Raw genomic sequence first — 21,990 nt, 5'->3', positions numbered from 1 at the left:
TTAGTGTTCAACTGTTGGAAGGGCATCAAAACGCACCACCACCACGCTGATGTTATCTTCGCCGCCGCCAGCATTACCAGCCTCAATCAAGGCATCGCAGAGATCGGCGGGGTTGGCATGTTCAGCGAAAAGTGTCGCCATTTTGGGGTCGCGCACCATTTCCCACATGCCGTCAGAGCAGAGAAATAGCGCATCGTTAGGCTGCAATTGCACCTCGAACGTGTCGGTGCCAGGGTCGCCGCTATCGCCAAGCGATTTAAGAATCGCGTTGCGTTGGGGGTGGGTGTAAATATCATCAGGATCAAGTTGGCCAATATCGATTAGGCGCTGGACTAACGAATGATCTTTGCTGATGCGTTGCAATTTGCCATCGCGATAAAGATAAGTACGGCTATCACCAACATTGCCTACAATCGCCCGATCGCCGATAACCACTGCCATAGTCAACGTTGTACCCATATCGTTTTTGCGGCGCACACTTTCTTCGTAAACCGCTTGATTGGCCTGAAATGCTGCTTGCTTGACCAATTCGGCGAGGTGCTTGCTCGAAACTGGCCCAGCATGTAATTCTGGATCAAGCAACATTGGCACGAGGGTTTGGGCAGTAGTCGTGATCGCCAAACCACTGGCGACCTCGCCACCTTCGTGACCACCCATGCCGTCAGCTACCACGTATAGGCCAACGTTGACTGGCTTGGCATCCCAGTTCAAGCGTAAATCCCAGGTCAGCACGCTATCTTCGTTGTGATCGCGAATCATGCCAACATCGGTAGCATAGCCAGTCCGTACTCGCAAACTGATCGGCGTAGCCTGTTCGGCCAGCAGGGTTTCGAGGGTTTGCGCTAAAATGCTAGCATCGTTGATGCGCTTGGCGCGGAGATCGCTCAAAATTGTGGCAAATGCACTATCGAGCGGCGAAGGATTATTCGCATCATCAAGGCGGCGGGTTTGGCGCTGAATCCCAGCCATTTTTTCAAGCACTAAACCCAATTGTTCAACATCATCAAGCTGATCTTCTTTGCCCAACGAGCGGCGAATCGCCCCAGCATCGGCCAGTTTAATTTCGCGCTTGTTGGTCAAAGCCAAATCAGCCAAGGTCAATTGACCGAGGGCCAAGCCATTGCGATGCAAATAAGCCAAAGCGCGGGCAACTTGAATCCCAATATCGACAGCATCAGTTTGATCAACAAACGTATTTGGTTCGCTCAGCAAGGTGTCGAATCGCACCAAGCTCGTGCCATCGGGCAACACCGCAAAACGCGAATCTTCGCCCACAAAAACCTCACGCACGGTAGGCAAGGCCGCGCGGGCGGGGTCATCGGGTAAATCATCAAGCAACGCTGCGCCAACTGGCTGCGCCGCCGGAGTTTCTTGTAACAGAGCAGTTTGTTCTTCGACCTGCGCCCCGCACTCTTCGCAAAACTGATCGCTCGCTTGTAAGGCTGCGCCACAACGAGCACAATGATCCCATGGCTCCAACAGCGCCACGCGATAGACGCGCAAGGTTGGAGTATCGGTCAGCAAGGCGGTTACCCGATAAATATCCTTCAACACAGTGCCAATCGCAAAGGGTTCGTGTTCCTCTGGCTGGTTGACGGGGTTGAGAGGTTGGGTTCCACCAGTCATCGGTTGAGTCGGCTCAGACACAGGTCAACTCCTCTGAATAGGTCTAGAACAACAAAAAATTCCTTGTTCTTGGACGAATAACATGACTTGAATGTTTCTGATTATCGTTCTTCTGTCAATCTTCTGGTTGCATAGCGCAAAGTTTTGGTTTGCTCAGGGTTAATTTGGCCAGTTTCTTGCAATGTTTGGTTGGCAGCAGCAGTTTGTTTGGCCAATTCATGCTCGCCCAAATCGACCAAGCGCGTGACTGCGGCCTGCAATTGGCGAGTTGCCCCAGCTTGATCGCCCTGAGCAGCTTGCTCCAGCGCTTTGTTTTGCAAGCGCCATGCCGTCACCCGTTCCAAAATCGCTACAAGCTCTGGGTTGAGCGCCTGATCAGCGTTCGGATGATATTCGACCACCACATCGCGGTTAATTGGCTCCAAACTTTGGCCTTGGGGATCGTCAGCTTGCAACGAAAGCCGCAACAAACGATAAATATTTGGTACATGATCAGGGATACGCAGTTCGAGCAACCACGCGGCTTTGGCCCGTTGTTCGATTGAGCCTAAGCTTAAACTGCCCGAACCAGCCTCAAATTCAGGGGTTGGCACTTCGCCCAAGGCTGGCCTGATGCGTAAAATTCGTTTGATTTGCACATCATGAGCAAGCCGCAAATCGAGCCGCGCTTTTTGAGCGATAATCGCATGGGCCTTGCCAAACTCCACATCAAGCAAATTGGGCAAGTCGCTAGGGTCGGTGATAAAGCTGGATTGACCACCGCTCTGATCAGCAAAGCTCATCAGCAATTGCTCTTGAAACTCAACCCCCAAGCCAATCGTCGAGACCGGAATTGAACGGGCGGCCAGATGGCGAGCATAGGCAAAGGCTTGTTGTTCATCTTCAACAAAGCCATCGGTTAGCACAACGATCCGTTGCGAAAAACCAGTGCTAGGCATGCTATCAAGCAGATCGATCGTGCTGCGCAAGCCTGGAGCCAGCCGCGTGCTGCGGCCAAGATCGCCGCGTTCAAGGATGGCAACTGAGCCTTCCAAGCGCACCACATCGGTTGGCGATTTGGCTTTGAGCACCGCATGAGCTTTTTCAGCAAAACCAATGATCGAAAGTTGATCATCGGCATTTAGGCGCTCAGCTGCGCCGCGCACGGCCTGCCCCAGCCAACGACTTGGGCTTTGAGCACGTCGCCGCACCTCATCCATTAAATCATCGCGAATTTTCCAGACTGGCACGCCATCGAGCATGACCTCGTGGGCAGCACCACGGCGCATTAATTCGCGAAACAAGGCCGCATCAGCAATTGGCACACGCATCGAAGGCGAACAATCGACCAACAACACACAATGCACCGGCGCACGCTGGTTGGTTTTGCCTTGGCCAACAACCTCAGCTAAAACATACAAAACTTGTTCGCCAGTGTTTGCGGGCACGCTGCTGCGTGAAAGGGTGAGCCTGAGATCTAAGCTCGTCATAGGCTTACTCGATTTCTAAACATTGCCGAATTTTAGCAAAATGGGCAGGATCGCCACTGGTGAGCCATTCGATGCTGCCTTGCGATGTTTGTAGGTTGAGCAAATTGGCTGCTGCCAGCAAGCGTTGGGTTTGGCGAGCGACCGCCGCACCAGTATCGAGCAAGGCGACGTTTGGCCCAGCAACATCGGCAATCAACGGGCGCAAAAATGGATAATGGGTGCAGCCCAACACAATCGTATCAGCACCTGCCTTGAGCAATGGTGCAACATAACGGGCCACAGCATCGCGGGTTGTTTCACTTTGCAACTCGCCCGCCTCGATTAATTCGACCAAACCTGGGCATGCTTGCGGCACAACCTGGACATCGCCTGCATAACGGGCAATCAAGCGCTGAAATCGTTCACCTGCAACGGTGGCTTGGGTCGCCATCACACCAACCACATCAGTTTTGGTTTGGGCAATCGCAGGCTTGATGCCTGGCTCCATCCCCACAAAACTAAGGCTGAAATGTTCGCGCAAATAATCAACGGCATGCAGCGTCGCAGTGTTGCAGGCTACGACAATCAATTTAACCCCGCGTTCGAGCAAAAGATGGGTGATGCGTTCAGATAAAGCCACAATTTCTTCGTGCGAACGCCCACCATACGGACAATTACCAGTATCGGCGTAGTAGATAATATTTTCGTGCGGCAAGAGCGCCCGCAGATCACGTAAGGTCGATAAGCCACCAACCCCCGAATCGAACATGCCAATTGGTTGGTCTTTCATGCCTGAATCGCCTCGTTGCGACATACTTTGGCAGCTTCAACAAAGGCCTTGAAAATCGCCTGCCAGCGTAAATCCTCGCCGCGCACCATTTCTTCGGGGTGACACTGCACGCCCACAACCCATGGCCGCTGCGGATCTTCGACCGCTTCGATCAGGCCATCATCCGACCAACCGACTGCCTGTAGCTCATTCCCCAGATCTTTGACCCCTTGATGATGCATGGTGTTGACGGCAAAGGGTGTTGTGCCCAGCAATTCAGCCAATTTGGAATCATTGGCGAGACGTAATCCGTGGGCCGGTAAATCGCGTTGTTGGCGGGTAAACGATTCATCGTGGTTGAGATTTGGCTGATACTGCGAGGGTAAATCTTGATAGAGCGTGCCGCCATAGGCCACATTTAACAACTGAAACCCACGGCAGATGGCAAAAACTGGCTTATGAAATTGCTTGGCCCAAGCCAACAGCTGCATCTCAACCCGATCTTGTTCGCGGTTGACCGAGCCAAGCGCCGGATGCGGCTCCTCGCTATAATAAGCTGGGTCGAGATCAACCCCGCCAGCGAATAACAACCCATCGACAGCCTGAAATGCCGCTAACAGCGTGGACTCGTGCTGCACCAAAGGAATTAAGAGCGGCACGCCACCTGCAACTTCAACTGCCCGAATATAGGTTTCGTTATTGCCATGAGCGAGAGGATAGGGATGTGGTCGGGCATAGGTTGCGCACGGTATCCCAATAATCGGCAAAGTTGATGGCATAGTACACTCCTTGGTTGTGTTGCTCTTGCCATTCTAGCACGACCACAAAAAACCTGACGATTATGGGACGCTGATAACCAGATTACGCCCAGAATTTTTGGCGCGATACAGCGCTTGATCAGCTTGATCGTGTAATGTGTGGGCATCCCAATTGTTGTTGAGGGTGGCAACGCCGACGCTAACCGTAATATGGCCTTGGCCAAAAAGATGTTCGGCAGTGCGAATTCGCAGCCGTTCGGCTAACAACACTGCACCTGCTTGATCAGTTTTGGGCAAAATGATCGTAAATTCTTCGCCACCGTTGCGCGAAACAATATCAACATCGCGCACATTTTCGCAAATGAGCCGGGCAAAATCGCGCAGCAGCACATTGCCAACTAAGTGGCCATAGTTATCATTATATTGCTTGAAATAATCAATATCCAACGCTAATAATGATAATGGGTAATTGTAGCGATAGGCCAAAGCCACTTCACGATCAAGCATCGTCATAAAATGGCGTTGATTGAACAAGCCAGTTAAGCCATCGGTAATGGCTAATTGTTGGGTAATTGTATATAAATGGGCGTTTTCAATTGCGATTGCTGCTTGAGTGGCAAAAATTTCTAGTACCTGCACCGATTCAAACGATGGTTTCCGCCGATCGCGAGGATCATCGACCGACAGAATACTAATTAAATTATTATCAGAATCGTACAATGGCACGAATAAGGCATCATCTTGATGCCATTCATGTGGGTGACGCTCACCTAAATCAGGCCGATATGTATCACTATTATTGCCCCAAATGGCAGTATAGCTGGTATGGCTATGTGGAATATAATACGAGCGGCTAATCCGAAATTCTTCACGCATCACGCTGCGATACCATTCAATTGGCACTAATTGATCACGTAATTCAAACCAACGTTCATCAGGCACACCAACCACCGCACGGCGGCGCATAAAGGTTGGGCGTTCTTGATCAACTAAACTTAGCAAGGCAATATTGAAACCCAAACTTGCTTGAATCGCTCGAACAATTTCTGGCAGCAGATCATTTAAATTAAGGTTGGCGCTTAATGCTTGGCTGATCCGTAGCACTTCATTGAGTTGCTGTGAACGTTGAGCCAACAATGCTTGTTGTTCAACTGCTTGCTGATGAATATGCGCATTATGAATTGAAAGCGCTGCATGATCAGCAATTTGGCTTACAAAGCGCGTCGTATCATCATTAAATGTGCCAACTCGATCACTTTCGAGAATCATTACGCCGAGAACTTTGCCACTATGTACAATTGGCACAGTCATTTGGCTCAATGTGGTTGGTCGCGAATTAACATAGTAACTCGAATTACGAATATCAGCAGTCCAATCAGGTTGGCCGGTACGAGCAACTAAGCCCGCGATGCCACGATCAATTGGCCAGCCCTCAAATTGGAAACGCCGAACTTCAGCTGGATAGCCCTGAATTGCGCGGATAAACAAGCGTTGCTGTTCGGCATCAAGCAAACACACCATCCCAGCATCAGCATGCATAATCGGCTGGATACGGTCAAGTAAACGATTAAGAATCGTATCAACATCGAGGGTTTCATTTAAATCGCGGATGGTTGCTTCGAGGGTTTCAAGTTGGGCGACGCGGGCTTGCAACTGTTGATCAACGGCGGCAAAGCGCTTGGCATGGGCAATCGCGACAGCGGCCTGATCGGCGATCATGGTCAAAATTTGTTCATCGTGGGCAGAATAGGCCTCGGTTCGTTCGACCGATTGAACACTCATAACCCCAAGAACCTGCTCACCAAGCACAATTGGAACCCCTAAAAATGATTGGACAGGCTGCCCAACGATAATCGGTGCAACCGCAGGATCAAGGTTATGGGCATTGATCCGCAGGGGGCGGCGATGTTGCAAAATCCATTCGGTTAAGCCATTGGCATAGGGGCGAGCGGGCCAAGAGACGCGCTGGCCATTTTCAACCGCCAAGGCAAACTCGATCAATTCTTGTTCAGGCGAGTATAACGCCAAGTAAAATTGGCGGGTATCCATTAATCGCGATGTTTGACTATAAATCTCCTCAAGCACCGTATCCAATTCCAAGGCTTGGTTAATCGCGTGGCGAATCTCGTGTAGCGCATGCAACTCGGTGATCATGCGTCGAATTCGCCAAGGATTGGCTTGAAAGTGAGTTCGTTGCCGCGAGGAGATCCGTAGCACGGATCGTCGCTTGGTCATGTCGCGTCCAGGTCGTTTTGTGCGATTAGTAAACACCGTTATGGCCTATTATAACAGGTTGATTTTCGGCTTGTCTATGCTATTCCAGCAGCGGGCATGCCCCTTCTCATGGCTGTATTGTAGCCTACCACGCAAGCGCAGATTGTGCTTGGTTGGACCAACAGAACTCGCTAAAGCAGACTTCATGCCACTGGTTCGGGCTTGAACATCGGCTTTAATCCAGTTTTGACAGCAATCATGACAACTATTATTTAATTGTTTTAATTACTATGGCCTATTGTACACTATGTCACGTAGTACATCCGCGTGCTTAAGACAGTACCAAAGTCATAACCCATCTGGGGTGCATGCTGGCTAAGCCAAGCAAGACTTGGAAGGTAATCAACCCATGGTATACTGCCGAGGTATGAGTATAGATGGTTCTACAACCAAAGATGACACAGAGCAAGCGGAATTACCTCTGATTGGCTAGACCAGTGAGCGGGAATTCCCGCTCGTTGTGTGTTTGCCACATGGAGGTGTCCGATGACCAAAATCCTCGATATTCGGCCAGCCTTAGACGACGTGCGGGCTGCGCTCGATGCTGGTTCGATTGACCAAGCAACCCAATTAGTAGCCAGCCTGCATCCAGCTGACGCTGCTGCCATCCTCGATGAACTCGAATCTGATGAACTGTATGAGGTGTTTGCTCGCCTCAACCTCGAACATGGCGCAGATGTTTTAATCGAGCTTGATACCGATTCGCAAGTAGAGCTAGCCGAAACCCTCACCAGCGATCAACTCTCCGATTTGCTTGAGCAGATGGAGCCAGACGATGCGGCTGATGTGTTGGTCGAGCTTGAGCCAGCGCAAATTGCCGCCACGCTTGCTGCCATGGACCCCGAAGATTCCGACGATGTACGCCAATTGATGGAACACGACGAGGAGAGCGCTGGTGGCTTGATGACCTCGCATGTTGTGACCTTGCGTGATCGATTAAGCGCCCAGCAAGCGATCGATTTATTGCGCGGTTTGCAGCCAGAAGACGAATCGGTCTACTATTTATATGTGGTCGATGCCAATGATGGCTTGGTTGGGGTGGTCAGTTTACGCTCGTTGGTAATGGCTCCAGCCCAAACCTTGCTTAGCGAGATTATGGATCGCAACGTCATTACCGCCAGCGTTGAAACCGACCAAGAAGAATGTGCGCGTTTGTTGGCGCGTTACGACTTGTTGGCCTTGCCAGTGGTTGATGCGCAACGGCGGATTGTTGGGGCAGTCACTGCCGATGATATTATCGACGTAATCGAGGAAGAAGCCACCGAGGATATGTATCGTTTAGCCAACTTACCGCAAGATGAAGATGTTGAAGATTCATTATTTCGTTCATCGCGGCGGCGTTTATTTTGGCTATTTATCAATTTGCCCACAGCAATTTTGGCAGCCTGGGTTGTGAGCCAATTTGATGGCACAGTCGAAAAAGTAACGGCATTAGTGCCATTTATGCCAATTATTGCTGGAATGGGTGGCAACGCGGGCATTCAAACCTTGACCTTGATTGTGCGTTCGATTGCCTTGGGCGAGGTGGCGACTGGCCAAGGCTTTCGCGCCTTAGGTCGCGAAGTCGGCATTGGAGCAATCAACGGGGTAGCATTTGGCAGTGCCATTGGTTTGTTGGGCTGGTTATGGCAAGGTAAACCAATGTTGGGGGTGGTTGCAGGCTGTGCGATGTTGCTGAATTTAGTATCGGCGGCAATTGCCGGAACCGTCGTACCGCTGACGCTCAAGCTCTTTCGGGTTGATCCAGCTTTGGCTTCCGGTGTGATTGTAACTACCGTAACCGATGTAACTGGCTATAGCTGCCTACTTGGTTTAGCCACAATCTTGATTCGTTATTTAATCTAGGAGCATGTATGTCTAACGATAACGACCCGCCAGACCAGTAGAACGGCACGAGTTGCAAGAATCAATTGCCTCGTGCCGTTCGTGTTTTTAGCACCAAATTTATTGAGCTGGCACCAAAAATTGAGCTGAACACCACCCCTCAATCTGCGTCTCGACCTCGCGAACCTGATACCACAGAATTCCATTGATATCTTGCTCGCTCAGTTTGGTTAGCTGGGTTCCTTCGGGCATGGTTTTAACGATATTGCCGCCTGGCTGATCACGCAAGAACAAGCCATCGCTGCCAGTACCAGTTACCGCAAAAATTGGGCCTTCGCTGGGGATTTGGGTATTATCGGTGGGAATCAAGCCCTCTGGAGTGGGGGATGGCCCAACGATAATTTCAGCAGTTGGTTGGTTGGGTAGATTCAATCCTGTATTATTGCCATTGGGATCATCAGTTTGACCAGGGCGATTGGAATACAAGATGAAAATGATCAGTACAATCACCACAACTGTGGCAATTACAACATAGCGATAGCCACCTTTACTGAGCCAAGAGGCAACCCCTTGGGTATTAAAGGTATCGATTGGACTAGTACGGCTGGTATTGACGCGGCGGCGATCCGAGCGCCAATCATTGTTGACCATACCTTGCCACGACTGATCATCTTTGCGTAACTCGGCTTGGTCGATCCGACGGGTAGGGGCGGTTGGGCTGGTTTCGTCATCTGGACGGTCATAGGGACGAAAGCGGTTTTGGCTCATCGCCGTCATCCTTTCATCGCTGCAACTACTCTAGGTCGCGTTACTAGTCCGTATTATCAATGAATTTTGTGGTTTGGGCAAGAAGCGCGTAGTGCGAAGGATGAATTATGAAGGATGAGGGATGAGGTTAAGGTCAAAAATCAAACGGCAGAAGGCAGAAATCTTAAAATTGAACCACGAAGTGATTAGGCTATGGTCTATTGGCTGAAGGCGATGGGATCTTTTGCTGTTTCAAAAGATCTTCAGATAGCCAAAACCTGATAGCTGATAGCCAGTTCATCTTCGTGGTTAAACTTACCTATCAAATCATTCGGCTAAGGCCAATTTGCCTGATTGAATCACCTGTTTCAGGCCTTCGATATGCGGGTACATCACGGTATCTTCAGCCAAAAATGGCACAACTTGGCGAATTGCTTGGTGGGCGGGCGCAGTGCCTTGACCAAGTTGCAAATGCTCGTGTTTGCGCCAACGTAAATCGATCGCTTGGGCGGCGCATAAGGCTTCGCAGGCCAAAATACCCACCACATTATCGAGCATCTCGGCTGCCTGACGGGCGGCAGTTGGCCCCATACTGACATGATCTTCTTGATTGCCCGAGGTAGGAATCGTATCAGCAGCGGCGGGATGCACAAGCACCTTATTTTCGCTCGCCAAGGCCACCGCAGTATATTGAATTAGCATCATACCTGAGTGCAGGCCACCTTGCTCAGTTAAAAACGGGGCTAATAAATTGCCATTTAGGCCTGCGTCAACCAAACGGGCGGTGCGGCGTTCGCTAATATTGCCCAATTCGCTCAACGCCACTTTCAGAAAATCCATCGCTAAAGCCAATGGCTCGCCATGAAAATTACCACCCGAAATTGCCTCATACTCGCCATGGGGTTGCTCAGGATCAACAGGTACAATCAAGGGGTTATCGGTGGCGCTGTTGAGTTCAATCTCGGTAGCCCAACGCCCATAACAAGCAGCATCGCGAATTGCCCCATGGACTTGCGGCACACAGCGCAACGAGTAGGCATCTTGGACTTTATGTGGCCCATACATCGCTGGATCAGCGGCTTGGCTGGGGTAAACAAAGCTACTACCTTGCAACAATTGACGAATGCTCCGCGCACTATCCATTTGACGTGGATGCGGACGAATTGCATGCAACCGTTGATCGAAGGCTGCTGGCAAAGCCGCCAAAGCTTCCATCGACAAGGCGGCAATAGTTTCGGCACTACGGCAAAGTTGCTCGGCATCGTAGATTGCCAAGGCAGCTAAGCCACTCAACAACGCCGTGCCATTGGTTAATGCTAAGCCTTCTTTAGCCTCTAAAACCAAAGGTTCTTGCTGCAAGTAGGCTAAGACTTCGGCTCCGCTCATCCGTTGGCCATGGATTGGCGATTGACCTGGAGCAACCGCCTCACCCAAGCCAAGCAAAATCAAGCAGGCATGGGCCAAAGGTGCCAAATCGCCGCTGGCTCCAAGTGAGCCTTGACAAGGAATAATTGGCAAAATATCGGCGTTGAGCAGATCAAGCAAGGCTTGCGCAACCAGCGGGCGAATTCCCGAAAAGCCTTTAGCCAAGGTATTGACTCGCACGATTAACATAGCGCGTACTTGGTCGCGGCGCAGCGGCGTGCCTGTACCAGTTGCGTGGCTCATAATAATATTGCGTTGCAACTCGCGCACATGGTCGCGATCGATTGTGCGATTTTGAAAATGGCCAAAGCCCGTGGTAATGCCATAGACCACGCGACCCTCGGCCACAAACCGCTCGACGGCAGCGCGAGAATAGTGCATTCGTTCAATTGCTTCGGGTGCTAATTCGACCTTAATTGCCGGATTACGAGCGGCAGCCACCAAACCATCAACTGTTAACTGCTCGCCATTGAGCACTAAACATTCCACAATGCTACCTCGCTAGCTTAATTCGCTTTCGGCGCTAGTATACCAGCCGCCAGCAAATGGTGGGGCTTGCGATGGATTTAATTATGGTTGGGCTAGAACGATTGCAGCCCTTGCGCCACTCTCTCCTCTCGGGAGATTCTGAGTAGGCGCAGGTTTTAGATTGCCAAAACGGTGTGGAAGTGGGCGCGATACGGCGCGTAGCTAGCTAACTCGCGCACATAATCGCAGATTTCACTGCGCAAAATGGGGTCGTTGTAGGTTTGAACTAACAATTCCAACGCATTAACCACATACGAACGCGGTTGATAATCGTAACACGACGATTTGCCTTCACCGGCGATGGAAAGAATGCCTGCCTCACTGAGTTCTTTGAGTGCTCGCTCAATACTCCATATATCGCGCCCTAGCTGGCGAGCGATGTGAGTAGCAGTGCCTTGATTAACTGTTCGTTGTGCAAATAGCATGACACAATGCAGTTTTTCGGGAGTATCGATCGCTTGCTCAAGCAACATATACACGCTTGAAGAGATCATGCTCGCCTCCTTGCAATCCTCTTTGACTGCGCGGAAAAGAGACCCCGCTATCTTGGCGGTTTACAGGCACCACGGCCTGTTGGTGTATCTTCCGTTCCTTCGCTTTCTGGGTCAATAGATCAGCCGACAGCGGACGGTGGTAGTGGTAGTTGGATGGGATTTTGAGGTAGAAAATTGCTGTTGTTATGTTATGTCTCCCCGATTATATCACAGTTTCCATGAATAGCTAGATTAATTTTGCCTAAAAAAGAGCGGATATAGGTATATAGGTAAACTTAGTTTAACCGCTAAAAACCCGTTGCATATCGGGTATGCAACGGGTTTTTAGCATTAATTTGCTTAAAAAGCTTAAGCTGTCAGGGTTACCGTGCCGGGGCTATCATTGGCATCCGAATCGTCGCTCTTGTCATCGACTGGGGGTTCAGCCGAAACTGCTGCGACCAAATCTTTCTTATCAAGATTGATGACGGTTACGCCTTGAGTTGTTCGCCCATACTTAGAAATCTTGTCGGCACGAGTACGCATCACGACCCCATTGCGGGTAATTGTGGTCACAATGTCGCTATCAGTCAACACCAATGCAGCGGCAATTTCATCGCCTGGCTTGAGCCGCATGGTAATCACGCCTTGGGTTGCCCGACCCTTGACTGGATAGTCTTCGAGGTCGGTGCGCTTACCCATGCCGTGGGAGGTAATCACGAGCAGTTGTGAATCTGGCCGCACCAAATCCATGCCGACCACTTGATCTTTGGCTGACATTTTGATGCCAATTACACCACTAGCTGGCCGACCCATCGGACGCACTTCGGCTTGACTGAAGCGGATGGTTTGGCCATGTTGGGTGGTCATCAAAATATCTTCGTCGCCATTGCTGGTTTTGACCCAGCGCAGTTCGTCGCCAGTATCAAGCCCAATCGCGATCAAGCCATTCGAGCGCACTGAGCTATATTCGCTCAACTTGGTACGCTTGATTCGGCCTTTGACCGTGGTCATCACCAAATATTCGCCATCGTCGAAATCGGGCACGGCGATCAATGATGTGACCAATTCGCCTGGTTCGAGCGAGATCAGGTTGACCAGCGGCAGACCTTTGGCGGTACGGCTCGCATCGGGAACTTCATGAACTTTGAGTTGATAGACTTTGCCACGGTTGGTAAAGAACAAAAGATCGTTCAGGGTGTTACACATCAAGAGATGTGCCACCACATCATCTTCTTTGGTGGTCATGCCCTTAATCCCACGCCCACCGCGATTTTGCACGCGATAGGTATCGCCAGGCAATTTCTTGATGTAGCCACGATCAGTCACCGTCACCAACACATTCATGTCGGGAATCAGATCTTCGGTGCTGATATCGCCAGTGGCATCGGCAATAATCCGTGAGCGCCGAACATCACCATATTTTTCTTTGAGTTCAGCCACATCGTCCTTGATAATTTTGAAAACCCGTTCAGGCTTGGACAAAATATCTTCAAGGTCGGCAATTGTCCCCAAGACTTCTTTATATTCATCCTCGATTTTTTTGCGTTCGAGGCCGGCCAAGCGCCGCAATTGCATTTCCAAAATCGCTTGTGATTGCAATTCGCTGAGCTTGAAGTTTTTCATCAAGTTGCTGCGAGCAGTTTCAGCGGTGCGGCTAGCGCGAATCGTGGCAATCACTTCATCAAGCTGATCGAGGGCAATTTTCAAGCCTTCGAGAATATGCGCCCGGGCTTTGGCTTTGGCCAGATCATGCTCGGTACGCCGCCGAATGACAATTTGGCGATGCTCGATATATTCTTGCAAGGCTTTTTTGAGCGAAAGCGTGCGTGGTTGCTTGCCATCTTCAACCAAGGCCAACATATTTGCGCCAAAGGTGGTTTGCATACTGGTGTATTTGAACAGATGATTCAGCACTTTCTTGGGCTGAGCATCTTGCTTCAAAATAATCACCATGCGAATCCCCGAACGGTCAGATTCATCGCGCACATCGCGAATCCCTTCGATCCGTTTATCTTTGACTAACTCGGCAATCCGTTCGATCAAACGGGCTTTGTTAACTTGATAGGGCAATTCGGTCACGACGATATGGAACGCACCACGAGCAGCTTCTTCGATGTGGGCTTTAGCGCGAATCAAAATCCGGCCACGGCCACTCGAATACGCGCTAATAATCCCTTCAGTACCCAGAATCGAGCCGCCCGTTGGGAAGTCGGGGCCAGGGATAAACTTGATCAAATCTTCAACGGTCGCATCAGGATTATCAACCAAGTAGCCGATGCCATCGCACAGCTCACCAAGGTTATGCGGCGGAATGTTGGTGGCCATACCAACCGCAATCCCGGCTGAGCCGTTGAGCAGCAAGTTGGGCAAACGGGCTGGCAACACCAATGGCTCTTGATAGCCGCCATCGAAGTTGGGGCCGAAATTCACCGTATCGCGGTCGATATCGCGCAACAATTCCTCGGCAATTTCTTTGAGCCGCGCTTCAGTGTATCGATAGGCCGCCGCTGCGTCGCCGTCAACACTGCCAAAATTCCCTTGGCCATCGACGAGCGGATAGCGCATATTCCATGGTTGGGCGAGGCGAACGAGGGCATCATAAACCGAAGCATCGCCGTGAGGGTGATACTTCTTGAGCACTTCGCCGACAACACCAGCGCATTTGGAATAGCGCACGTTGTGCAATAGCCCTTCGCGGAACATTGCATATAAAATCCGCCGCTGCACAGGTTTGAGACCATCGCGAGCATCAGGTAAGGCCCGCGATACAATCACACTCATTGCATAATCGAGATAGGCGGTACGCATCTCGTCAACAATCGCAACAGGCTTGACAATCCCTATTTCCATGAATTTTATCCCTTGCGTAAGCGCTAAATCCCTAAAGTTAAGCTTCCTCTATTATACCGCGAAATAGCCATAATGTCGAATATTTTTAGCACAAATATGCTGAATTTAAGTAAATTGATCAGCAGTCGGCCTATCGTTGCTATACTACAGCTAGCAAACTATTCATCTTTTAGGCCAAGAAATTGAGCGTTATGCTGCGATTGTTTTTATTGGAACAACACGATAGCGTTTTGCGGCGGGTTGAGCTACAACATGTGCTTGAACAAGCCGACCAAATGCGCCAGGCGTTGCGTTTACAAGGCTACACGGCGCTTGGTCCAGCCTTGCAAACATGGGACTCCTATGCTCAGCGCGTGCTCTATCAGCCAATCGCCCATGTGTTTGATCCCAAGTTAGGGCCAGAATATCGGGTGCATCAAATCGAAGCTCGGTTGGTGGCTGAAGTCAGTTTAGCAATTGATGCTCAACAGCGCTACAACCTGGCAGGAATTTACGATCAACTGTATGAGCAAGGGCTAGAGCCACTAGCCGCGCCGTTGATTCCAGTTTTGCCATTGGTTGGGGTTGAGCCACGCGTGCAAGCCTATATTCCAGTTTTGCCGTTGGGAGCACGGGCTTTGTGGCCACGCCATACGTGGTGGGTGCGCAAACTTGGCTGGCAACGCCCAGTGCCAGAGCTTGGGCAACGATTAACCTGGCGTGATCAATGGCAGCATACCTGGCCGCCATTTTTGCGTTTACAACTGGCTGCGATGATCATTATTCTCTTGCTCAGCATGCCGTGGGCGATGCTTCAATGGTGGCTGGGAGCCGAACCTCAAATTCTGCTGTTCAAGAGCTTTGAGATCTTCACAGCCCTGCGCTGGTTTGGTATGATTGGCAGTATGCTATTGGGAGTGGTGATTTGGCGACAACGTGGCAGTGCAATTCAGGCATGGAACCGTTTTTGGGCAACGACCCCAACACCACCTCTTTTGATCATTGAGCTAGAGTCGGAGAAACAGCGTGAGCAATGATTTTCCTATCGAACAGTTAATAGCCCAACAATTGCCCGAGGCGATGGCCTTGCAGTTGCATGTATTGCCAGCCCACCAAGAATTAATTGCGCCCTTGCCAACTGGCTACGTTGGGCCAGTTATGGCGGCAGCGGAGCAATGGCTGAAAGTTCATGGCTATCGCACCTTAGGCCCATGGATGATCGCCTGGGGGCCAACAGGACAGCCGCAATTACGTCGCCCAGTCAGTGGCGCACTCAAAGCAATCCGCGAAAAAGATTTTCAAACCGTTGAAGTACCCGAACAATTACTATTGGCGGTGCCATTTGTCGGTTGGCCTGTGTTGCCTCACAATTTTACCCAACCTGTTAATAATGTTGGGCTGAATATTATGGGTTCGCCGTTGTTGCTAGCCTTGACCGACTCGCCGCCAACCATGGCTTGGGTTCCAGTTGTACCACGCGGCACGAATACGCTCTTTTCGATCGAGCGTAGCAAAATTGGCCTCTTGCCAACTCCACCGAAGCCGGGCAAACAAATTTCGATGCTTGATGCATGGTTTCGAGCTAGCTATACCCTTGGGCGTTTTGCCACAATTCTGATGGGCGGATTGGGCTTTATTCTCTCATTTATTGTGATTATGGCGGTTATGATTGGCGAATTGCCAATTGCTTCAATTCAAGGGCTTTCGTATGCCTTTGCCTTTGGATTAGGCTATATTTCGATTGTCTGGAGTCAATTTATTATCATTCCAGCCATAATTATATTTGCAGGCATTGGGGCATATAAAATGAATGCGATTGCCAATTGGAATCGCTTTTGGCAGCAGCGTCCGGTTCCACCCGAACTCTTGCTGGGCAGTCGTGGTGATGGCCAAGTTGGCACATGGTTGGGCTAAATTACCAGCCCCAATCGTCGTCACGGCGGCGCTTGCGGCGACGTTTGCGCCAAGGCATCAACAGCGATTTATGATATGGCTCGCGGCCTTCAATCAGCCAATCGGCAATTGAATGCACGGCTCCGCCAGTGACAAAACCCACTAATGCATAAACGATGAGTTGGCGATCGCTATACCATAAGGCCTTGAGATCGGCAATAAAGGCGGCGCTAATCGTGGCAGTATCAACCGGCGTGAAGCTATTGATTAAGGTCATACCCAAATAAAACGAGAGCCAGACCATCACCAAAAAGTAGCCAAGCCGAAATAATGGGCCAAATACAAGGCTATGCGAAATCCCAGCCCGATGCGGCACAAGCTCACGATACGGCCACCAAATAAAGCGCAACGGCCCCCAACGATTATAGGGTTCGGAAGCCAAATCCAAATCGGGCGAGAAGGCCATACCCGAAACAATATGGCTTCCGGCCCAAACAAACGCACCCAATAAATCGCTATTTGGCACAATCCGCCAAATAATCGGAATGCCCACAATGCCCGTAAAGACCGTCAACATATCATGAGTTTTACCATCAGGCATTGTTCAACGCTCCTACAATGTGCCAACCGCTAGTTCAGATGTGCTATTATCTTTGATTGCTGGTTGGAATGCAAGGGTTTAGGCTGGTTTTTTGGCTGGTGGTTTATTTAAGATCTGCTCATCAACCGAGTAAGGGCCACCACCGTTCAAACAAATGACCATACAAACGGTCAGCAAAACCAGATCGTATTCCATGCCATTGGCATAATAAAAGAAGCTGCCCCAATGAACTTTGATTGCGCCCAACATTACGCAGCCCAGTAAAAGCGCGGCCCAACGGCTATAAACTCCCACAGTTAATGCCAAACCACCCAAAAATTCGACAGTCGCGACCAACCACGCCAAGACCGCCGGAATTGGTAACTGATACTCATTGCCAAAGGTGGCAGCCACCCCGCCAATCATTGTAACTTTCGACCATCCATGGATCACGAAGACCATGCCGACAACGACTCGTAATAGCGTCCAGCCGATAGCACTCAGTTGTGCGCTTTTCATCGCGAACTCCTTGCGACAAATCGTAGTAAACGCCGCTATGATACACGCTAATAGGCTTTTTGTGTGCTACACTAGAGCCAGCGAGTTGAAAAATACCCCCAAAGAAGGCAGTTTGACAGGCCGTGTGTAATCAACTACAATGCGACAAAATGCTGACAGGAAACTCTCCACGCTAGGGCGTGCCAAGTTTCTGCCAGTTTTTTCTGTTGCGGTGAGGTGTATGATGTTTGAGAATCTATCCGACCGCTTAACCGATGTTTTCAACCGGTTGGGCAGCAAAGGCCGCCTAACTGAATCTGATGTTGATGCGGGCTTGCGCGAAGTGCGTTTGGCCTTGTTGGAAGCAGACGTTAACTTCAAAGTCGTCAAAGATTTTGTGGCGCGGGTGCGCGAACAAGCGATTGGCGAAGAAGTCACCAAGAGTTTGACTCCTGGTCAACAAGTGATCAAAATCGTTCATGACGAGTTGGTGCACTTGCTTGGTGATGCCAATGTGCCGATCAACGAATCGAAAAACCGCGAGCAACCGACGATTGTGATGTTGGTCGGGTTACAAGGTGCTGGTAAAACAACCATGGCTGCCAAGTTGGCGCTATATATGCGCAAAAAAGGCAAAACGCCATTGTTGGTTGCCGCCGACATCTACCGACCCGCCGCGATCAAGCAGTTGGAAACGCTCGGCAAGCAATTAAATATTCCGGTTTATAGCGAAGGCACTGAGGTTGCTCCGCCTGATATCGCTGAGCACGCTTTGCGGCAAGCGCGAATCAATGGCAACAACTTTGTGATCGTCGATACTGCCGGACGCTTGCAAATCGACGAACGCTTGATGACCGAATTACAACAAGTCGTCGAACGCATTGGCCCAACCGAAATTATGTTGGTCGTCGATGCCATGATCGGTCAAGAATCAGTCAAAGTGGCCGAGGCTTTCCATAGCAAAGTGCCATTAACTGGCTTGATTATGACCAAAATCGACGGCGATGCCCGTGGTGGGGCGGCGCTCTCGATGCGCGAAGTCACTGGAGTGCCAATTAAGTTCCTTGGAACGGGCGAAAAAACCGATGCCATCGAACCATTCCACCCCGATCGTCTAGCCCAACGGATTTTGGGCATGGGCGATGTGATGACCTTGATCGAGCGAGCCGAGCAAGTTTACGATAAAGATGAAGCCAAGAAAATGCAAAAGAAGATGCGCAAAGGCACCTTCGACTTTGAAGATTTCCTAGGCGCAATGAACTCAATGCGTAAACTTGGCCCATTACAACAAATCTTGGGCATGATTCCTGGGCTAGGCAAGCAAATTCGCCAAATGAAAGAGCTTGATGATGCCCTTGATGATCGCGAAATGAAACGGATCGAAGCAATTATTCAATCGATGACGATCAAAGAGCGCCGTAACCCCGACTTACTCAAAGATCCCAGCCGCAAGCGCCGGATCTCAGTCGGTAGTGGCACACGCATCGAAGATGTCAATGCATTGGTTAAGCAGTTCCGCGAAATGCAACGGATGATGAAGCGCTTCAGCAAGGGCGGCCAAAACCCGCGCGACCTGATGCGCATGTTCAAATAAACCGAGGCTATAGGCTACAGTGCGTAGGCTATAGCACCTAATTAATTATTGCTTAGTGGATAGCCTATAGCCTTGAGCCTATAGCCACTCGCCACTTTTGGAGGAAACACTCGAATGGTTCGTATTCGTCTGCGCCGGATGGGCATGAAGCACAAGCCCGCTTATCGTGTTGTTATTGCAGATTCACATGCACCACGCGATGGCAAGTTTATCGAAACGATTGGCCACTACAATCCTCAAGCACAACCAAAAGTTGTGTTTATCAAGGAAGATCGCGCTCGCTATTGGCTGAGCGTTGGTGCACAACCATCAGATACCGTAGTGCGCTTGTTGAAAAACTTGGGCGTGGTTGATGCTGAAGGCAAATTGATTGGCGAAGCTCCAGCCAAGGTTGAAGCTCCAGTCAAGAAGGCCAAGAAAGCTGTCAGCAAAGCAGCAGTTGCTCCAGTAGCCGTTGCAGCTCCAGTCAAGGCCGAAGCCGAAGCTGGCGAATTTGCTGGTAGCGTGCGCCCATTGGCCGATGGTAGCGCCCCCGAAGGCTACGCCATCAAAGGCAACCAAAACTCAATGTTGTACCACGTTCCTGGTAGCCGCTACTACAATTCAACTGTGGCTGAATTGTGGTTCGACACCGTGGAAAGTGCCGAAGCCGCTGGCTTCCGCGCTCCTGGTCAAAAAAGCGCCGAGTAAGCTCGCGAAGCGGGTGTGAGGCCACTTGCCTCGCACCCGCCGATTGCCCAAGGATGCAGCTATGGAAGATTTATTGAAGTATATCGTCGAAGGCCTGATCGACACCGACGAAATTAAAATTAGCAAACGCACTGGTCACCACAGCATTACCCTCGATCTGCGCATTCCCCAAAGCGAAGCTGGGAAGGTCATCGGGCGCAATGGGCGTGTGGTCAAAGCCATTCGCGATGTATTGGGCATCGTTGGCGCTCGCCAAAACAAACGGGTCCACCTAGAGGTTAATTCGTGACAGCTCCAAATCCAGATGATTTCTTGTTAGTTGGCCGCATTTCAGCGGCGTTTGGCGTGCGCGGCGAGTTGAAGATTTCAATGATCTCATCGCACCCTGAACATATTCAAAAACTTAAACAATTGTTTGTGGGCGATCTTTCCAAGCCTTACACGATTGGCCGCCTGCACCAACACAAAGGCAGCCTGTATTTGTTGCGGCTGAACGAAGTTGATACCCGCGATGCTGCCGAAGCGATGCAAGGCCTTGAAGCCTATATTCATCGCAGCGATGCAGCGCCCTTGGCCAATGATGAATATTTCTTGCACGATTTGGTTGGCTTACAAGTGCAAACTGAGGCTGGCGAAGACATTGGGCGAGCAGTTGAAATTATTGAAACTGGCGCAAATGATGTATTAGTCGTTCGCAAATTAGGCCAAGCCGATATTTTAGTGCCGATGGTGCGCACGGTCGTTCGCTCAATTGATATTGCTGGCGGCACGATCACCGTAACCTCGCTAGCCGATATTGTGCCTGAGTAAACACCTCAGCTTTCCCACCAATCTGAATTGACAGCGGCTCATTGCACTGCTACGATGAAGCCGCACCTTGCTTCTAACCTCAGGTATCAGTCGGAGAATACAGCTATGCGGCGGATCATCTGGTTGACTCTGGTTCTTGGTTTATGTTTTTGGGCTTTTCGCACCTCCCAAGCAGTGACCCCTGCGCTCACCGATACCTATGGGTTTGCTTCGTTTTGGCAAACTAATGGCGGCGAGTTGATTTTTGGTCAACCAATTACCGATCCCCTAGAGCAAGATACACTCGTTGTGCAATATTTTGAAAACGCTCGCTTCGAGTATGATCCGCAAACTGATAGCGTTGGCTTGGGCTTGGTTGGCCGCGAACGCACCGAATGGCGCGATTTTGGCCCACAACCACGTTTAGCCGCCGCAAGTTTACGCCCCGAAGGCGCTAACTACGATCTAACTGGCAGTTTCCGCACATTTTGGGAAACCAATGGTGGTGTAGCAATTTTTGGTTTGCCAATTAGCTCAGCTCAATTCGAAGCACGGCCAACTGGTCGTTTCAAAGTGCAATATTTCGAACGCGCCTTGATGATCGAGCATCCTTTGTTGGCGGGCACAGCTGAAGAGATTGAGCTAGCGCCGCTGGGACAAGAGGTTGCTGCCGCCCGTGGCTTAGTTGAAGGCATGAGCTACGAGCAGCCCTATTTATTTGAATTTGATCCAGTTGCCCCGGCTCCGGTGCAAACTGCTGCCCCGCAACCAGTTGCCGAGCCAACCCAAGTACCGCCAACCGCCGCACCTGCCCAACCAACCAGCCAACCTGTGCCAACTGCCACGCCCAAACCAGCCAATCCCAATGTAGGCAAACGCATCGAAGTTGATATTAGCAAGCAATGGCTGTATGCCTACGAAAATGGCACAGTCGTGTTTGATGCGCCGGTTGCTACTGGAAAAGATGGCTTCAATACCCCAACTGGCAGCTATGAAATTTATGCCAAAGTGCCCTTGCAAACCATGCGTGGCTCACTTGGTGGCGAGACCTGGGTTGTGCCAAATGTACCCCATGCCATGTATTTCAATGGCAGTGTTGCGCTGCATGGAACCTACTGGCACAACTTATTTGGTAGTGGCACGCGGATTAGCCATGGCTGCGTCAACTTACCACTTGATGCTGCCGCATGGCTCTACAATTGGGCTGGTGTCGGCACAACCGTCCAAGTCTATTACTAAAAT

General features: G+C 50.5%; 18 protein-coding genes and 1 pseudogene. 8 read left to right on the top strand and 11 right to left on the bottom strand.

All coding sequences use genetic code 11. From position 1 onward, the window contains the following. The 5 genes from LCH85_24155 to LCH85_24135 all read right to left on the bottom strand — a co-directional run bounded on the left by LCH85_24155 (nt 1) and on the right by LCH85_24135 (nt 6,836). Entirely contained in the window at nt 1-1,647 is a 1,647-nt protein-coding gene (locus tag LCH85_24155; GenBank protein MCA0355099.1) for a protein phosphatase 2C domain-containing protein, read from the bottom strand. Nucleotides 1,648-1,727: 80 nt separating this feature from the next. Beyond that, nucleotides 1,728-3,095: a VWA domain-containing protein gene (locus LCH85_24150; protein ID MCA0355098.1), complete on the bottom strand. Its 1,368-nt coding sequence runs from the start codon at nt 3,093-3,095 to the stop codon at nt 1,728-1,730. Between the two features lie 4 nt (nt 3,096-3,099). After that, nucleotides 3,100-3,864, bottom strand: a complete 765-nt coding sequence (gene murI / locus LCH85_24145; GenBank protein MCA0355097.1) for a glutamate racemase — start codon at nt 3,862-3,864, stop codon at nt 3,100-3,102. Then, complete coding sequence (locus LCH85_24140) at nt 3,861-4,622, bottom strand: gamma-glutamyl-gamma-aminobutyrate hydrolase family protein (GenBank protein ID MCA0355096.1); 762 nt, start codon at nt 4,620-4,622, stop codon at nt 3,861-3,863. The genes murI and LCH85_24140 overlap by 4 nt, the downstream gene beginning before the upstream one ends. 60 nt (nt 4,623-4,682) lie before the next feature. Beyond that, on the bottom strand, nt 4,683-6,836 hold the full coding sequence (locus LCH85_24135; GenBank protein ID MCA0355095.1) for a diguanylate cyclase: 2,154 nt from the start codon (nt 6,834-6,836) through the stop codon (nt 4,683-4,685). Nucleotides 6,837-7,361: 525 nt separating this feature from the next. On the opposite strand from LCH85_24135, the gene mgtE reads away from it, so the two are divergent. Continuing rightward, complete coding sequence (gene mgtE / locus LCH85_24130) at nt 7,362-8,720, top strand: magnesium transporter (GenBank protein MCA0355094.1); 1,359 nt, start codon at nt 7,362-7,364, stop codon at nt 8,718-8,720. A 99-nt stretch (nt 8,721-8,819) separates the two neighbouring features. Here mgtE and LCH85_24125 read toward each other — a convergent pair whose 3' ends face one another. The 4 genes from LCH85_24125 to gyrA form a co-directional block, all read right to left on the bottom strand. Beyond that, entirely contained in the window at nt 8,820-9,467 is a 648-nt protein-coding gene (locus LCH85_24125; protein ID MCA0355093.1) for an SH3 domain-containing protein, read from the bottom strand. A gap of 306 nt (nt 9,468-9,773) precedes the next feature. Then, on the bottom strand, nt 9,774-11,360 hold the full coding sequence (gene hutH / locus LCH85_24120) for a histidine ammonia-lyase (protein ID MCA0355092.1): 1,587 nt from the start codon (nt 11,358-11,360) through the stop codon (nt 9,774-9,776). Nucleotides 11,361-11,515: 155 nt separating this feature from the next. Next, the gene (locus LCH85_24115) at nt 11,516-11,893 is read right to left on the bottom strand and encodes a hypothetical protein (protein MCA0355091.1); all 378 of its coding nucleotides are present in this window, start codon (nt 11,891-11,893) and stop codon (nt 11,516-11,518) included. 348 nt (nt 11,894-12,241) lie between these two features. Further along, on the bottom strand, nt 12,242-14,725 hold the full coding sequence (gene gyrA / locus LCH85_24110; GenBank protein ID MCA0355090.1) for a DNA gyrase subunit A: 2,484 nt from the start codon (nt 14,723-14,725) through the stop codon (nt 12,242-12,244). A gap of 191 nt (nt 14,726-14,916) precedes the next feature. Between gyrA and LCH85_24105 the strand changes: the two genes are divergently transcribed. After that, nucleotides 14,917-15,741 carry a hypothetical protein gene (locus tag LCH85_24105; protein MCA0355089.1) on the top strand — a complete coding sequence of 275 codons (825 nt, stop codon included), beginning with the start codon at nt 14,917-14,919 and terminating at the stop codon, nt 15,739-15,741. Continuing rightward, nucleotides 15,731-16,618 (top strand): hypothetical protein, encoded by an 888-nt coding sequence (locus LCH85_24100; protein ID MCA0355088.1) that lies wholly within the window; start codon nt 15,731-15,733, stop codon nt 16,616-16,618. Before LCH85_24105 ends, LCH85_24100 begins: the two co-directional genes overlap by 11 nt. A 1-nt stretch (nt 16,619) precedes the next feature. Here the strand turns inward: LCH85_24100 and LCH85_24095 are convergent, their stop codons facing one another. Continuing rightward, complete coding sequence (locus LCH85_24095; protein ID MCA0355087.1) at nt 16,620-17,198, bottom strand: metal-binding protein; 579 nt, start codon at nt 17,196-17,198, stop codon at nt 16,620-16,622. 78 nt (nt 17,199-17,276) lie between these two features. Further along, nucleotides 17,277-17,696: a DoxX family protein gene (locus LCH85_24090; protein ID MCA0355086.1), complete on the bottom strand. Its 420-nt coding sequence runs from the start codon at nt 17,694-17,696 to the stop codon at nt 17,277-17,279. A 223-nt stretch (nt 17,697-17,919) separates the two neighbouring features. Between LCH85_24090 and ffh the strand changes: the two genes are divergently transcribed. The 5 genes and pseudogenes from ffh to LCH85_24065 all read left to right on the top strand — a co-directional run bounded on the left by ffh (nt 17,920) and on the right by LCH85_24065 (nt 21,987). Further along, a complete protein-coding gene (ffh, locus tag LCH85_24085; protein MCA0355085.1) occupies nt 17,920-19,269 on the top strand; it encodes a signal recognition particle protein in 1,350 nt (449 codons plus the stop codon). 114 nt (nt 19,270-19,383) lie between these two features. Further along, nucleotides 19,384-19,650: pseudogene (rpsP, locus tag LCH85_24080) on the top strand (30S ribosomal protein S16). A 370-nt stretch (nt 19,651-20,020) separates the two neighbouring features. Continuing rightward, nucleotides 20,021-20,248, top strand: coding sequence for a KH domain-containing protein (locus LCH85_24075; GenBank protein MCA0355084.1), 228 nt, complete (start codon nt 20,021-20,023; stop codon nt 20,246-20,248). Further along, a complete protein-coding gene (rimM, locus tag LCH85_24070) occupies nt 20,245-20,769 on the top strand; it encodes a ribosome maturation factor RimM (GenBank protein ID MCA0355083.1) in 525 nt (174 codons plus the stop codon). The genes LCH85_24075 and rimM overlap by 4 nt, the downstream gene beginning before the upstream one ends. Before the next feature lie 105 nt (nt 20,770-20,874). Next, complete coding sequence (locus LCH85_24065) at nt 20,875-21,987, top strand: L,D-transpeptidase family protein (GenBank protein ID MCA0355082.1); 1,113 nt, start codon at nt 20,875-20,877, stop codon at nt 21,985-21,987. Nucleotides 21,988-21,990 lie beyond the last annotated feature (3 nt).

Source organism: Chloroflexota bacterium (genome assembly GCA_020161265.1).
GTDB lineage: Bacteria > Chloroflexota > Chloroflexia > Chloroflexales > Herpetosiphonaceae > Herpetosiphon.
The sequence above is the reverse complement of the archived record's forward strand: the minus strand, read 5'-3'. Positions and strand labels throughout refer to the sequence as shown.